12 protein-coding genes and 1 tRNA gene are annotated in these 16,351 nt (G+C 40.4%); 4 read left to right on the top strand and 9 right to left on the bottom strand.

What is annotated here, in order from left to right; all coding sequences use genetic code 11:
* Positions 1 to 42: 42 nt before the first annotated feature.
* Genes O1D97_RS19720 through O1D97_RS19710 form a run of 3 tightly spaced genes read left to right on the top strand, consistent with a single transcriptional unit; the run spans position 43 to position 1,339 of the window.
* Positions 43 to 450, top strand: coding sequence for a carbohydrate kinase family protein (locus O1D97_RS19720; protein WP_346433180.1), 408 nt, complete (start codon positions 43 to 45; stop codon positions 448 to 450).
* A 2-nt stretch (positions 451 to 452) separates the two neighbouring features.
* A complete protein-coding gene (locus O1D97_RS19715) occupies positions 453 to 959 on the top strand; it encodes a PfkB family carbohydrate kinase (RefSeq protein ID WP_346433179.1) in 507 nt (168 codons plus the stop codon).
* Positions 960 to 970: 11 nt separating this feature from the next.
* Complete coding sequence (locus O1D97_RS19710; RefSeq protein ID WP_346433178.1) at positions 971 to 1,339, top strand: carbohydrate kinase family protein; 369 nt, start codon at positions 971 to 973, stop codon at positions 1,337 to 1,339.
* A gap of 84 nt (positions 1,340 to 1,423) precedes the next feature.
* Here O1D97_RS19710 and O1D97_RS00145 read toward each other — a convergent pair whose 3' ends face one another.
* The 8 genes from O1D97_RS00145 to O1D97_RS00110 all read right to left on the bottom strand — a co-directional run bounded on the left by O1D97_RS00145 (position 1,424) and on the right by O1D97_RS00110 (position 13,546).
* Positions 1,424 to 1,930: a chemotaxis protein CheW gene (locus tag O1D97_RS00145; RefSeq protein ID WP_269121720.1), complete on the bottom strand. Its 507-nt coding sequence runs from the start codon at positions 1,928 to 1,930 to the stop codon at positions 1,424 to 1,426.
* 116 nt (positions 1,931 to 2,046) lie between these two features.
* Positions 2,047 to 2,916, bottom strand: a complete 870-nt coding sequence (locus O1D97_RS00140) for a Tim44 domain-containing protein (protein WP_269121719.1) — start codon at positions 2,914 to 2,916, stop codon at positions 2,047 to 2,049.
* A 13-nt stretch (positions 2,917 to 2,929) separates the two neighbouring features.
* On the bottom strand, positions 2,930 to 3,937 hold the full coding sequence (locus O1D97_RS00135; RefSeq protein WP_269121718.1) for a tryptophan--tRNA ligase: 1,008 nt from the start codon (positions 3,935 to 3,937) through the stop codon (positions 2,930 to 2,932).
* Between the two features lie 130 nt (positions 3,938 to 4,067).
* Entirely contained in the window at positions 4,068 to 5,501 is a 1,434-nt protein-coding gene (recD, locus tag O1D97_RS00130; RefSeq protein WP_269121717.1) for an exodeoxyribonuclease V subunit alpha, read from the bottom strand.
* A gap of 41 nt (positions 5,502 to 5,542) precedes the next feature.
* Positions 5,543 to 6,073: a hypothetical protein gene (locus O1D97_RS00125; RefSeq protein WP_269121715.1), complete on the bottom strand. Its 531-nt coding sequence runs from the start codon at positions 6,071 to 6,073 to the stop codon at positions 5,543 to 5,545.
* A complete protein-coding gene (gene recB / locus O1D97_RS00120) occupies positions 6,060 to 9,902 on the bottom strand; it encodes an exodeoxyribonuclease V subunit beta (protein ID WP_269121713.1) in 3,843 nt (1,280 codons plus the stop codon). The genes O1D97_RS00125 and recB overlap by 14 nt, the downstream gene beginning before the upstream one ends.
* A complete protein-coding gene (gene recC / locus O1D97_RS00115) occupies positions 9,899 to 13,315 on the bottom strand; it encodes an exodeoxyribonuclease V subunit gamma (protein ID WP_269121711.1) in 3,417 nt (1,138 codons plus the stop codon). Before recC ends, recB begins: the two co-directional genes overlap by 4 nt.
* A 155-nt stretch (positions 13,316 to 13,470) precedes the next feature.
* Positions 13,471 to 13,546: transfer RNA gene (locus tag O1D97_RS00110), tRNA-Ala, on the bottom strand.
* 177 nt (positions 13,547 to 13,723) lie between these two features.
* Between O1D97_RS00110 and O1D97_RS00105 the strand changes: the two genes are divergently transcribed.
* Complete coding sequence (locus O1D97_RS00105; protein ID WP_269121710.1) at positions 13,724 to 14,950, top strand: EAL and HDOD domain-containing protein; 1,227 nt, start codon at positions 13,724 to 13,726, stop codon at positions 14,948 to 14,950.
* A gap of 31 nt (positions 14,951 to 14,981) precedes the next feature.
* Here O1D97_RS00105 and O1D97_RS00100 read toward each other — a convergent pair whose 3' ends face one another.
* A complete protein-coding gene (locus tag O1D97_RS00100) occupies positions 14,982 to 16,229 on the bottom strand; it encodes a TIGR03862 family flavoprotein (protein WP_269121708.1) in 1,248 nt (415 codons plus the stop codon).
* Between the last annotated feature and the right edge of the window lie 122 nt (positions 16,230 to 16,351).

Genomic DNA, 16,351 nt, shown 5'->3' with positions numbered 1-16,351 from the left:
GGTAAAATACTTCATTCTATTTTTTATGAGCTCCATCAATCAATGAAATTTCCTGGTCGCAGAAAGATTAAACACTACTTCCCCGTTTCCCAAACGAAGCCCATTCTACCATCTTCAGAGGTCCGACCAGATAAAGACACCTATATAGTGGGTTTGGACGAAACCATTGTTGACGTAGTTGCAAGTGTTAGTGATGATTTTTTACAACATCATAATATCACTAAAGGCCTATCAAACTTAGTTGATCATCAAACTGCGACAACAATTTATCAAGAATTAGTGGATAAAGGTCGTATTTCTGACCACTTCGCAGGAGGGACTATTGGCAACACCTTACATAACTATTCTGTTTTAGCTGATGATAAGTCGGTTTTATTAGGCGTCATGTCATCCAACATAAAACTTGGCTCCCCGCCTACCACTACATTTGCCACACTAGCAGCAAAGTAGACATGAACCACTTACAAGGCGTCGCAGGGGATATTGGTCGTGGAATCACTCTAATCACGCCTGATGGAGAGCGAACCTTTGCCATTGCCCCAGGAGATATGGATGAATTAAATGAAGATCATATTCCAGAAGACATCATCGCCGGAGCATCCGCATTTGTTACCTGCGCCTATCCGATTAGACATCACGGCAAACCCATTCAAAAAGCATTAACACTGTCATTGGAATACGCTAAGCAGCACCATATCCCTGTTGTAATGTCTCTTGGTACTAAACATTTAGTTGATGAGAATCGTCAGCAACTAATGGATATTATTAATAAATATGTTGATATTCTTGCGATGAATGAACTTGAGGCGGAAGCATTAACAGGCCATTCAGATCCATTATTAGCCGCCGACTCTGCCTTAGAGTTTGTTGATATGGTCTTACTTACGGCTGGACCGAGTGGTCTATATTTGTGTGGCTACACTGACGATGAGCTAAAAGAGAAACCACAAATCCAATAAAATCAGAGCAATTGCCTGACTTTAATAGATTTGAATTTAGCCGCCCCCTTTCTAAGGGAGCCTGTAAAAAACCAATTAAAGTGTTTTCTCATATTAACCCTTATATGGGGGGGCCAGAGAAAATCAAAAATACCAATGGCGCAGGTGATGGCGCACTGTCTGCTTTACTGCACGATATTGCCGCCAATAACTTTCACAAAGACCTCGTCCCTCAATCCAGTAAACATAAAACTGATTATCTAGCCTACTCATCTTTTGCCCAAATTTGTAAATATTCAAATAGAGTAAGTTATGAGATTTTAGCGCAAAATGCACCACGACTATCGAAAGGGTTACCGGAAAAAGAAGACAGTCTTGAAGAGAGCTATTGGGACAGATAATTTTCATTGCATATAAAAAAACAAAAAAATCAGTTAACTATAACTGATTTTTTTTGCTTCTATCAAAGAAAATTCAACATCCTATTACATTGCTGCAATACCAAGCGCATCATTTCTTTCAAACATACGGTTCAATTCAAGTAAAATAACAAGCTCTTCGTCTTTTTGATATACACCTTGGATAAACATTAAGGCTTCATCATTACCAACACTAGGGCTTTGCTCAATTTCACCTTGATATAGGTAAAACACTTCTTGAACGGCATCAACTAAAAGACCGACTTGCTCCCCTTCATGCTCAATGATAATGATTCGAGTGTTATCAGTAATCGTACATTCAGGCAGACTAAAACGGACACGCGTATCAACAACTGTGACAACGTTCCCACGAAGATTAACAATACCGTATACGTAGGATGGTGCCCCCGGTACCGGTGCTATTTCACTGTAGCGCAAAACTTCTTTGATTTGCATTACATTAATACCGTAGGTTTCATCGATTAAAGTAAAGGTTAGATACTGTAACAGCTCACCTTTCTTATTTTCTACCACGGTTTTGTTGGAATCTTTAATTGTCGCAATCTCAGACATGGCTTACATCCGTTTTAATTCTGTTTAAATGAGTAAATTCGCTAACTAATTGAACCAGCTATTAAGTCTAGTCTAGCGAAGAATCAACGAATTTACCTTATTTTTTTAAATAACGATTAGTTAAGCTGTTCAATACCAACAATCATCCAGTTTGCATTCGCTTCTGTCATACTTTTTTCCAAATGCCAAAGCTCTTTCGTATCAGAAGTATTATCGCCTTCTTTCACCCAACCAGAGAATTCCAGAGAAATGGAAGCAGTAGAACCAATATACTCACCGCGAACCAGGTTAGCTATAACAGAAACCACTTCTGTTTTTGCTTTATCTGCACCCAGTTTATTACGCTCTTCTTTTAGTAAATTATAAAGCTCAGGAGATACGTAATCCTGAATTTCATCAAAATTATTATCATCCCATGCGACTTGCAGTGCTTTGTAGTGATTCGTTGCTTCAGCAACAAAAGCTTCCGCATTAAAGCCTGGAGGGAATTGCATCGCTGGGGTCGCTGATTGTCCACCAAAACCACCGGTATTTATACTAGAGTTTCCAGTTGCTTCATTTTGCCCCATATTACGGAACATTTGATCAGGAGCCCCACCTGCTGCCGCCTGTGCTGCACGACGCTTTGGCGCAATAAAGAACTTATAAACTAAGAAACCAACCAACGCGAACAATAAGATATCGCCAAAGGCAAAACCGTCAAAGGCGCCACCAGCAAACAAAGAAGCAAACAAACCTCCAACTAACAAACCACCTAACAAGCCGCCACCAAGACCGCCTAAGAAGCCGCCTTTTTTCGTTCCAGCTGCTGCCGCACCAGTTGAACTACTTGCAGAAGTAGGTGCCGCAGTTTGTTTTGGTGTTGAAAAACTCTTACCAAAACTCTTACCACCACCAAATTTCTTCGCTTCAACATCAGCACTGTAGCCACCTACACCTAGGGCTAATACGAAAGCCACAATTAACGCATATACACTTGATTTCATTTTTATTCTCCAGTTATTTAAAATTGACTAAGCCTACAGATTCTCTTAGCTCTTTTAGCAAGCTTTGCGCACGCGTACGAGCTTTTAATGCTCCAGCTTGCAGAATCTCTTCGACCTTGGCAGGATTTGCCATTAATTCGTTATATTTCTCTCTGGCTTCCGCTAATTCGCCATTGACCAGTTCAAATAACTCTTTCTTTGCCTGTCCCCAAGCAATACCATCCGCAAACTTCTGTCTCATTTCAGCGGTTTGTTCGGGAGTTGCAAATGCTTGATAAATTTCAAACACAGTTGAATCTTCAGGATCTTTTGGATCACCAGGTTCTAATAGATTTGTCACAATTTTATTGATGGCTTTTTTAAGTTTTTTCTCACCTTCAAAAAGAGGAATCGTGTTGTTGTAGCTTTTGCTCATTTTTCGGCCATCTAAACCTTTTAATAACGCCGTATCTTCCCCTACAACCGCTTCTGGTAAAACAAAATGCTCGCCAAAGATATGATTAAAACGCCCTGCGATATCACGTGCCATTTCAATATGTTGAATCTGATCACGGCCAACTGGCACCTTTTTAGCATTAAAGGCTAAAATATCTGCTGACATTAATACAGGATAACAAAAGAGTCCCATTGTCACCCCGAAGTCAGCATCTTGATTGGCTGAAAGGTTTTCATCTACTGCCGCTTTATAAGCATGTGCACGATTCATCAAACCTTTACCTGTCACACAGGTCAGTAACCAATTTAATTCAGCAATCTCAGGAATGTCTGATTGACGGTAAAAAGTGGCAATTTCAGGATCTAAACCACAAGCAAGCCAAGTAGCTGCAATTTCTAAACGAGATTGTTGCACACGAGCAGGATCATGGCATTTGATCAATGCATGGAAGTCTGCCAGAAAAAAATAAGTTTCATTACTGTCTACTCGACTCGCTTCTATTGCTGGACGAATGGCACCAACATAATTTCCTAAATGAGGCGTTCCAGTGGTCGTAATTCCGGTTAAAACAATCTCTTTACTCATGTGTTCCTACTTAGTCACAGATAAAATTTGATGCCTACACTAACACAATTTTATTAATTCAAAAATGAGACTCTTTAGCAAATAGTTGGGACTAATTCAAAAAGTTCAACAGCCTTGCCTTAGAGAAGATTTATTGTTCGGAATTTGACCATATCTTACTTTGCAAACCTGATAATCGAATGACTTTATTACTAATTGCATGACGGAGCACCATTTCACTTCCCCAAAGCGAGAAGTGCTGCTTCGCCCTTGTAATCCCAGTATAAAGAAGCTCTTTCGTCAACACGGGTCCTGTCTTTTCCGGTAACACGAGTACCACACGATCAAACTCTGAGCCTTGTGATTTATGAACTGTCATGGCATAAACCAATTCATATTCACTTAAGCGGCTAGGAAGAATCCCCTTTATTGAACCATCACTTAATTGAAACCAAACTCGCATTCTATTTGAATCTGGGGATTCCGGCATACAAATACCAATATCCCCATTGAATAATCCTAAACTGGTATCATTACGACGGATCATGATGGCTTTACCTGGTTCCCAAACTTGATCTAAATTCAGATACCCTCGTTGGTAGAAATACTGACGCAGCCCCTCATTAATGGATTCAACTCCTAACTCACCTTGTCGTACAGCACACAAGACCTGATAACTTGAAAACAGCGAGAACAAAAGATCTATGGACAGATTAGACCGCACTCCTTGCCAATAGTCGGCATACCCTTTTCCTAATAATTCAATGTCTATTTTCTCATTTGGCATTTGCTTTGATTCTTGACTCAACTCAACTGAATGCCACGCTATACTGTTATCAGGAGGATTGTATAGCGTTTTTAATGCTTGCTTTTCACTCCCTTTATTGACCGCACTGGCAAGTAATCCAATACCACTGCGACCATCAAAACGATAACTCTTTCTTAGTAACGTTAAGTGCTGCCCAATCCATTTATCTTTTGTAAATGATTGAGTATAAGATGAAAAATCATTATCTAGCATGTCAGTTAAGTAGTTCGTCCAAGACGGAGAAAAAGATAAGTTTTCTATTCCTGCCGTTAAATCTCCTAACACGCCTCCAGCCTCTACTGAAGCTAGCTGGTCCTTATCTCCTAGCAAAATTAATCTTGCGTGAGCAGGTAATGCATCGATTAATTTAGCCATCATGGGTAAATCAACCATAGAGACTTCATCGACTAATAGCACATCTAAATGTAAAGGATTCTGAGCATTAAACTTAAATTCACTGCGACCAAAATTTGCGCCTAGAAGCCGATGCAAAGTAGAAGCCCGCTCAGGAATCGCATCTTTAATCGATTGATCGACCGGCAAACTGTGTTTAGCGTTACTGATAGATTCCGTTAGCCTAGCGGCCGCTTTTCCTGTAGGAGCAGTTAACTTTATTGTCATACTTTGGTTGTCAAAATTGGCTTGTTGAACTAACAAGGCTAAGAGCTTAATAACGGTTGTTGTTTTACCCGTTCCAGGGCCGCCACTAATAATTGAAAAATCTTGTGCTGCTGCTGAAGCAACCGCCACTTTCTGCCAATCCACACCATCAGCCACAGCGTCCTCTTTAGGAAACACTTCATCAAGCCATTTTTTCTTTACATTAAAGCGTTTTTTTCAGAAGAGGATTTTAAAAATTGGTACACCTTTTCTTCATAATAAAAGTAACGTGCTAAATACAGTCTATTAGCCGACAAAACTAACGGTCTTTTATCTGTATTAATTTTTTGAGGAGAAACAGGACTAATGATCCTGTCATCAGAAGAAACAAGTTGAGAAAGCATCAACCTCTGCTTCCAATCGGCGACTGTATAAATGCCTTCTTGTATCAGCAGCTGCTTCCATATATGAATATCGTCTTTGGTACTATTTAGAAAAGGCTTTTCTAATATTTGATCTAGATACAAACAAACGTGACCCATTCCCAAGTAATTACTGCAGAGAACACCCGCAAGCAGTACCGCATCGTCCATCTCTTGTGCATGTAACATCAAAGATCGAATCCATTGATCGTCAATCGCTCTGATTACTCCAGATTGATGCCACATAAGTACCATTGCCTCAATCGAGGCGGGAGGCTCAATCGTCATATGATGTATATTTTCATCCTCTATTTTAGAATAAGTCATACTGACCCTCTTCATTTGAGGTAAACCCAGATGCGAGATCATCCGTGCCATGACACCTTTGGTTTCCTGTAAATAAGGCATCCATTTCCAACACGTGTTCTTTTAACAATTTTGTCCGGTAAATACCTTGCTGGCTCTTACCATCCATTCCTCGTAAGAATAAATACATCACGCCGCCCACGTGCATATCATAGTCATAGTCGTCTATGCGTGTTTTTAAATATCGGTGTAATGCCAACGTATAAAGCTGATATTGAAGATCATAACGATGATCAGCTACCCCCTCTCTTAACGCTTGATCATGATAATCATCTTCAGAATCACCTAAATGATTTGATTTATAATCCACAACATAATACTGACCTTGCCATTCGAATAGTAAATCAATAAATCCTTTTAACATGCCTTTTAAAGGGCGATCTTGAATACGAGGCGCGTCTTTAGAAACCGAATCATAACGTCTCGCAATGTTATCTAACTCTAATGCCTTGAAACCCGATACAGGTAAAAAGAATTCCATCTCTTTGAAAACTTGGCTCTCAGATAAGGTATCTAGCGTTAAACCCGGCAAATCTGTCGCTAAAGGCGTTTGCAGAATATCACGTAACCAACTAAGCAAAACCGCATGCCATTGGCCGTAACCTTGGCGCTCAAAATAATCAACTAATTTTGACTGGTGTTTCGCCAATAGTAAATCGGCAAACGCCACACGACTGTAACTGTCAGCCAAAGGCGCACCTTCAAGTAAATCGTGTAGAAAGGTGCCAGGTTTAGCCCCCCTAGGAAAGCTAAACTTATTTTCAACAACCTCTACGGTGTCAATCAATACGGCCGCGTCACTTTGATCCGCCACAGCAAGCTCTTTTAATAATGCCTGCTGCAAATCAGAGTCTTCAGAAATCGTTACCAACGCCGCCTCATCAAGACCAGGATTCAACGAGGATTTTTTATGGTTTTCATCGCCAACAATGAGAGAAGAGTAACTGCCAACCCACCAATCTCTCTCAATCTGAGCTGAAAATTTTCTATTCTCTAATAAAGGGTTGTCATGCTGATCAAGCTGACATTCGGTAAATTCATTCTCTCTACTTTGCTTGAACTTGGGCAACGACTCTGTCGTTTTCTCGACCACATCTATAGAGTGAGTCCCGTGAATAATAGAACCCTTTGATAAGGTTTGCAGAACCTCATCTAAGGCACCGTATTCTTTTGGTTCGGCCGCATACAAAAGCGAGCCCACACCACTTAAATGAAGGTAGCTTCTGTCTGCAAGTGTCTTGGTTGCCGCTTTGCCTATTTCTGCGCAGCCAATAAAACAGGCTTCCTTCGCTCGTGTAAGGGCCACATAAGCCAATCGAATTTCAGTGGCATACAGTTCATCCTCATGTTGCTTTTTTTGTTGGTCATTAGGGCAAGCGGAGAACCATAATGAAGGGCTGTGAACTGGGTTATTTTTTGAAATATCCGACTCATGGAACAGAGCATGCTTATCTCGATTAGAAAAAGGCTTTAATGCAAAGGGCAGATAAACCAATGGGTACTCCAAGCCTTTACTCTTATGAATGGTAATAATACGAACCAATTCAGCATCACTTTCTAAACGTACTTTTTGCTCATCACTGTTACCATCAGGAGATTGAATAACCATCAAAAAATACCTCAGCAGGTTTTCTTGAGATTCCATCTCCATCGCTTTCTGCTGTAATTTTTCACCAAGATGCAAAAGATTTGTTAATGAACGTTCACCGTTTGCTCGATTCAAAATATCACTGGCTAACTTCAAATCTTGAATAAATCGCCTGAGCATAGGCATCAAACCTTGAGTTAACCACACTTCATGATAATGCTGAAAACGCTCAGACCATTGCTCAAAATAGACATCATCATGATTGAAAAGGTCTAGCTCTTCATGTGATTTATTCAAAAGCTTCGTTGCTAACGCAGACCTTAATGAGGTTTCTCTGCCTTCATCATGTACTGCATGTAAAATAACCCATAAATCTTGAGCTTCAGTTGAAGCGAATACCGAGCCTCGATCACTCAAATAAACACTACTAATGCCTTTTTTAGACAAAGACTGCTTCATTAATTGTGCCTGTTGATAGCCAGAGACTAAAATGGCAATGTCTTTAGGCGCAAGGCTCCTTATCTTATTATCTGTATTTAATGTCGCTTGACCCGATTGCCCCTCTAACAACAGTTCATGTATGTGACTCGCCGACATCTCTGCCAATGTTTGTTCATAAGTAGCCGCACTCCAAATTTCATTTTGTTCTGGACGTAAAAATTGCATCGCCGTTTGAACCTGCCCATGACGTACAAAACCACCAGCCACGCCCCGGTCTTGCACTGGCGTAAAAGGAATACCTGTCACCTGAAAAGGATTCGGTTGTGTCATAAACAAACGGTTAACCGATTGAATCATGGCAGCTGAAGAACGGTAATTGGTTGCTAGGGAATACACCGCTTCAACATCATTCTTTGCAGCTAGATAGGTGTATACATCCGCGCCTCGAAAGGCGTAAATAGCTTGTTTCGGATCACCAATCATAATCAAGCCTAACGCAGATTTATTCTGCTGTTCCGCTTGTTGCAATGCATATATGGAGGAAAAAATACGATATTGAACAGGGTCTGTATCTTGGAATTCATCAATCATTGCGATGGGATACAACTGACGAATCCGTTCGGCTAAACGTTGTCCTTCTTCAGAGTGCAACGCCGTATATAAAGATGTTAGCAAGTCCGTAAAAGTTAGTTTTAACGTTTGTTGTTTCCATAACGCTAATCGTTTTTGCGCAAGCTGCCAATAGCGAGATAGGAGAGCGGGCTTTACTTTATCTGTAGTTGGATAATTGGCTCTTAAGTCCGACACCAACTCAAAAATTTCATGTACCGGAGCAACCCCATTCCTTTTAACCTGCATCGCTAACTCTGACGCATCTAATCTTTTAATATCGGCAGGTAATGTAAAAGAATCGCTGTTAGACCATTGGTAAAATGCATTGATTAACTTTTCACGCGTGTCTTGCTTTTTAGGGGTGTTAAACCAAAAAGTCCCTTTAATATCACTCTCATCCAATAATGCAATAATGTCTGTCGCCTGCTCATTCCAAAGCGACTTTACTTTTTTAATTCGCTCTTGAGCTTGTTTCAGTCCATTTTCAATATCAAAATCCGCTCCTTGTATATTGACACTAGGCTGACTTTGTAGACTGGCTAAATCTTTTTGTAAAGCTTGGGGTGTAGACCAAACCGCCCTCACTATGGCGGCAAATTCAGATGTCATAGGATAGGTTTCTGCTCGCCAAACATCCTTTACAGCAATGCTTAAAGGTATGCTTTCATCTGTCTCTATTTCTTGCTGAAACAACATCCTACTTTCAAAAGCATTTTGACTAAGCATTCTCTGACAGAAGCCATGAATCGTAAAAATAGCCGCTTCATCCATTTGTTTTTCAGCGTTTAATAATCGTTCAACGGCAAGCTCACCTTCACTGGCTGAAAACTGCCCAATCCATTGAGATAAAAATACATCCTGGCTTGCACCCAATAAGAGTGCTTGTCTCGCTTGCCTGATTCGTTGTCTGATTCTCGCTTTCAACTCTGAGGTGGACGCTTCTGTAAAGGTAACCACTAATATTTGATCGACGGTCAAAGGATAAGCAAATTCAACGTCACTCCTTGTTGGCACCAATAAACGCAAATATAAATTGGCTATCGTGTACGTTTTACCTGTACCAGCACTCGCCTCAATCAAACGGCGACCATATAAAGGAAATGCAAAAGCATCAAGTGCAATTAATGGGCGTTCAGTCGATACACTCATTCTTTGTCCTCCAAATACTCATAAAGGGGTAGCCAAAGTTGCTCACTGAGTTGAGTAAAGGTATCCTGCATTTGCTCGAGTGAAGTGAAGTCTCTTTGCCAATAAACATCTCGATCTTCTGAATATTCTAAGAACGCATCGTGATAACATTTATATGCTTTATCCCACGCGGATTGTTCGTCTTGTGTTTTGTGCATTTCTGCCGCCCATGCATCCGCTGTTTTTGCAGGTAAAGGTATTACCCTATTCTCCCCTTGTTCAAATACAGCCCAGTATCGAGACAAGAGTTCCAGCGCCTGACTTTTCTCTAGCATTGGCCAACTAGTTTCAACGACTTCTGCCGACGAAGAAGTTTTAAACGACAACAATACGGTTTGTACCGGCACGCCTTGGGCATTCATTGCCAAATGCTCTAACCAGGTTTTCATTCGCATTCTGGAGCTTAAATGACTTAAGTAACGCACTACTCGCCGATCTCTATCCCAACGGTCTAACCAAGCAATTAAATTAGTTTGAGCACCCGTTGCCGATTTAAAACCAAGCTGAATCTCTACTTTTGGTAAATCGATCTCTTTTCGTATTGGAGACGCCTTCATCATTGCTTCACATTGACACAATAACTCTTGCAAAGACATTTCCCCAAATTCACCATAAGGAAACTCACCACTCAACTGTAACTTACGTTTAAAACCTTCTACAGCCTCATTCTCATACGCCTGTAATGCTTGCTCTCTAAAGTCTAATGCCGCCAGATAGCTCAAAGTAAAAGGTTCATCTTCTTGTTCTTGTATTTCTCTAATAGACAAATACGCTTTTAAACGGCGCTGATAGAAATAACGGGCAGGATGCGTAAAAAAACGAATGAATTGAGCAAAATCAACTTCATCAGTGTCTTGCTCTAACATGGGTAATGGCGCTTTCGATAACGCCAGAGAGGTATTAACCCCACCATCCTCTTCGACTCCATTAGAACGCAAGCGAAGCGCATCCACCCATGTGCCTTCATAACTAAAAAGGCGCTTTGAAACACTTGACTCTTGAAACGATAGATAATATCTCTCGTTAAATGGCTGCAACGAGTGCTCTACCACTATTTTACTTAAAAGAGCCTGTTGACTGGCTTCAGGTATTAAATTGACATCGGTAGCCAGCACACAGCTTTGACCGATGTACTCCATCAATTCACTCACTAAAATAGAAGGCGTTAACTCACTGTTATCCCGAATACTACGACCGATATAGCTGATATAAAGTCGTTGGCGAGCCGATAAGGTGGCTTCCAAAAAGAGGTATTTATCATCTTCTCGTCGACTCCGGTCTCCTTTTTGATAGTTACCGACCATTAAATCAAAACCAACAGGAATTTGAGTCCTAGGGTAAGCGCCTTCGTTAAGACCCAATAGGCACACTACGCTAAAGGGAACAGAGCGCATGGGCATAAGCGTACAGAAATTGACCCGTCCGGCTAAAAAGCGTTGCCCTCCTTGAGGCTCTTGTAATCGTGGCGCTAAAATCTGCCTAAGAACGGCTAAATCGATTTTCGTATTGAAATTGGCTGTACGCCATTCAGAGGACACATCATTAATATGCTTAGATAACAAGGGAGCAAACACATCATCGTCATCCAAATCAAAGAAATCGCTTAGAATATCATAGAGAAAAACAACCCATTCATCTGGTAATCTTGGTGATCGCATCGCATTCACAAGTACACTAATAGACTGTAGGAACTGAGCTAATTTACCCGCGACATGAGCCTCTAACCCCTCTATTTCTCCATAACTTAATAAGCCATTCCAAATGGTATCGTGTCCAACCGCATAACCTAATAGCATGCGTTTTAATCCATTTTGCCACGTATTGTGTGTTTCTACCGGTAAAGACCAATGCTCAGCGGTACTCGAATCTAACCCCCAGCGCACGCCTGACTCATTGCTCCATTGCCTAATCCGTTCCAATTCATCAACACTTAACTCAAAACGTGCCAGTACCGCAGGTACCTCTAGAATACTAATTAACTCAGATAACGTACACCGGCTGTCGACTAGAGACAGCAATCTCACATAGGCATCAATAAGTGGCGTTTCTTGGTTTGCTTGTAAATCCACTAAGGCAAAAGGAATTCGCTTATGATCAGGCTGACATAAAAAAACAGATTGGATAAAAGGGCTGTATTGATTCACATCAGGTAACATTACAATGATGTCTTTTGGTGTTAGCTGGCTGTCTTGCTCAAACATGGATAGGAGTTGATCATGTAATACTTCTACTTCTCGCAACGCACTGTGGCAAGAGTGAAACTGTACAGTCACATCATCCGAAGCAATAATGTGTTTATAAGATGAATCTTTGGCGCTCGCCGTCCTTTCTTCTTCTGAACCATGATTATCTAAATTAAGAATGTCTTGTTGGATATAACTAAGTAAAGACGCATGCTCACCCTCTTTCATTCGAGCTTCATCAATGTAATCTTCAAAGACATCTAACTGATTATCAGCTAAATCCATTAACTGTAAAATGTAATCTCGACCCAATCGTCCCCAGGATGACAATAACGGGTTCGCATCCAGATGCATTTTATCTGCCATTAACCCAGGTTTATTCGGTTGCCTTTTAATTTGCCGATTTAAGTATTGTTTATCAACAACATCACCCCAGTAAAAACGGCTTGGATTTAACATAAAAAGATGCACTTCTATCCATCCAGATTTAGCCAAAACTTGCAATGCGTCTAAGGTATTTGGCGGTAAAGATGAAACACCGAAAATGAAAATTCGATCAGGTAGACTGGAAGGTTTGCGACCATTACGAGTCGCCTCCCTTAAGGCATCTACTAAGTTAGCCCGGTGAAACAAAGAGCCATTGCGCTGAGAAACATCAGCAACCAAATCACGCCATAATATCGCTTGCCAAGGCTGCTTTTCAGTGACTTTATTAATCTCGTCTACGGATTCGTCATTCGCTTCCCAAGCGGATATCCATTTGGGACGATACACTAGATATTGGTCAAAAATGTCAGCAATACTTGCACACAGTTGATATAAGCGCATTTGGCTATCATCTTCTTTCAAATACCAAGCCAATGAAGAAAATGCTTCATCTTTTAACCTTGAAGGTAGAATTGTCATTAGCCTCCAGACGAGAAAAGGCTTATTAAACTCACTTTGCATCGGAATATCAGGAATACTTTGCTGAAAGCACTGCCAAACAAATGTGGAGGGCAACGGAAAAATCGTTCCCGCACTAACCCCTTGTTGCTCAGCCAAAGCCATTTTTAGCCATTGAGCCATTCCTGGGCTCTGAACTAAAACATGCTCAGATTGAAATGCATTCTTAGGTGGAGTTAAAGACAGTATTTTATTAAGAACGATTGAGAGGTCTTCTAGATGATTTCCGGAGTAGACGTGAAACATAGCCTTCCTTCTTGCTGCATATCAAGATTACTGTATATTCAAGGTATAAAACTTTTGAACTAAAGAGTACACTTTCCATAAGAACAGTGGAATTAAACTCTATACAGGTAATCGAGTAAATAAGGGAAGAAAAAGAAAGTTTGTAAGAAAAGAGTTGGTGGAGCCTAGGAGGATCGAACTCCTGACCTCAACGCTGCCAGCGTTGCGCTCTCCCAGCTGAGCTAAGGCCCCAACAAATTTTCCGAGATGATAGTCACTATTTACGATGGTGTCAAGTCATTGACTAAAAAAACATTTTCAAACTATTGCTGTTTTTCTTCACTGCAAAATTTTATACTTTTAACTTGATCCCGTTTTTCAGTTTAAACGTATGATAATATGATCGATCAACGTCAAAAGGTATAAACTTTGAAAGAAAACAATAACCCTTTAAATGATCTTATGATGGCTCAGCAGCCAATATTTGATATCAATAATGAGTTATTTGGGTACGAATTACTATTTCGGGGTCAAGAAGAGAAGTTTGCTAATTTTACGAATGGTGAAGCAGCAACAAGCCAAGTATTGGTTAACCTTTGTATTGGTATAACGGAACTAAACGTACAGCTTAATACGCCTTTCTTCATTAATATGACTGGCGACCTACTTTTATCCGATGCATTTTTTCCTATTGATCCTTCCCAAGTTTATATTGAAATTTTAGAAGAACAAAAAGTCACAGCCACACTCATAGAAAAAGTTTCTTCTTGGAAAGACGCTGGCTATCATTTTGTTTTAGACGATTATCAATTTACTAAGGAATATGATCCATTAATTCCTTTGGTAAAAATGATTAAAATTGACGTTTTAGCAACTCACCCAGAAAGACACAAAGAGCAGATTTCCAGTCTTCTCAAACAAGGCATTATTTTAATTGCTGAAAAAGTTGAAAACCAATCTATGTTACAACTATGCAGAAAGATGGGCTTTACTCTATTTCAAGGCTATTATTTGCAGAAACCCACCATTGTCAAAGGTAAAAAAGTAGACTCAGCAACACAGATGACCGTAGAGCTTGTCAGTGAACTGCAAAACCCTGATATCAGCATTGATAGAGTGGCTAAGTTAGTCGAGAAAAATCCCAAATTTTCTTATCAGTTGTTGCGAGTTCTAAACAGTCCTATTTGTGGCATTCCCAAAAAAGTGGAAAGTATAAAAGAAGCGGTTATTTTTATTGGTCTTAATCAAATAAAAAAATGGGCACTATTAATCACTCTTACATCGACCTCAAACCAGCCAATAGAAATGTTCCGAGTTATTTTAATTAGAGCGTATTGTTGCCAAACAATGTGTCGTATAAATGGCAAACTCAATGAAGAGACAGGCTTTATTGCCGGTATTATGTCAGGCATCGATGCCATATTAGAAATAGATAAGCAAGAAGCTCTTAATCAAATAGCCTTAAGCGATGAAGTCAAAAGGATCATTCTTCATTATGAGGGGGACATCGGTAAATATTTAAAACTGCTTAACTCTCTTGAAAGAAACAGTTGGGATGAAATTTCAGCGATTCCAGCAAAGAGTAAACTTATTTTGAGCCGATGCTATGGTGAAGGTGTTTTGTGGGCTAACGCCATACTAAAAGCAATCGCATAGCCGCCCGAAACGTTCTTCCAAAAAATCATTTTTATCGTTCATTTAACCAATGAATAAGACCATTTGCTGCATAATAGCCACTCGCCATACTAGCCGTTAATAAATAGCCACCTGTAGGCGCTTCCCAATCCAACATTTCACCAGAGCAAAACACACCCGCTTTATTTATCAACATGAGCTCTTTAGTTAAAGCAGAACGCTTAACACCACCGGCTGAACTTATGGCATGCTCAATATCGAAGCACTTAGTTAATACCAATGGAAAGGCCTTTAAATAAGAAGCCATTACCTTCGAATCCTGCATTTCTGAATTAGACAGTCGTTCTCTTAATAACATGCTCTTCACACTGTCGAGTTTAAGCTTTTTCTTCATAAAACTAGAAAGCGACATCTTTCCTTTTGGTTGATTAAGGCGACTGACGATTTCTTCCTTTAACAAATCTGGCATCAGGTCTATGGTTATCTCAGCATATCCCCGCTCTTCAATCCTGTTTCTAATGGATGCTGAGTGAGCATAAACCAAGCTTCCTTCCAAGCCTTTTTCATCGACCATAACCTCCCCTTTAACCTTATTTTTATCAACAGGATCTCCAGCTAAAGAAATACACACGCCTTTTATTGGTTTACCCTTGTTGTGGTCAGCGAAATACTGACTCCATTTGCACTCAAAACCCGAGTTAGCAGGGCGAAAAGAACGAAACTCGCTTTTCGAAACGAGAAAATTTACCCATTGAGCATCTGAACCTAAGGCGGGCCAACTCGCGCCACCCAGTGCAAGTAAAACCGCGTTAGAGTCAACAAACACATCCTTTTCTATATTCTTAAAATGTAAGCATCCTTGCTGCCAGCCAAGCCATTTATGTCGAACATGGAACTCTACGCCCTGCTGCTTCAGCCTATGAACCCATTTTCTTAATAAGGGAGCCGCCTTCATCTCTATTGGAAAAACTCGACCAGAGGTACCAATAAAGGTTTCTACTCCTAGAAGATCTAGCCAGTCACGTAAATCGGTAGCATTAAATACGTTTAGCCATTCAGAAACCCAGTCATTCGCCTCATAGAATCGTTGTCTAAAAAGCCTATCCGCTTCAGAGTGGGTAATATTCATTCCACCTTTTCCCGCCAATAAAAACTTACGCGCTACCGATGGCATAGCGTCATAAATATCAACTTGGTATCCTGCACTGGCTATCCTTTCCGCCGCCATTAATCCAGCAGGACCAGCACCGATAACGACAACTTTATGAGATGTAACTTTTTGAGCCTTTAATGCAGACATACCACTAACCTAAAATAAGAGAACTGAAAACAGAGTACCGCTATTATAAAACAGTTTCCCGCTCTGAGTTCAGAGAAAACAGGTATCACTTTGTAATTAAAAACGTTTTTTCTAAATTAAAG

This window comes from Marinomonas phaeophyticola (genome assembly GCF_026966905.1).
Classification (GTDB): Bacteria; Pseudomonadota; Gammaproteobacteria; order Pseudomonadales; family Marinomonadaceae; genus Marinomonas; species Marinomonas phaeophyticola.
This window is presented reverse-complemented; position numbering and strand designations above follow the sequence as displayed.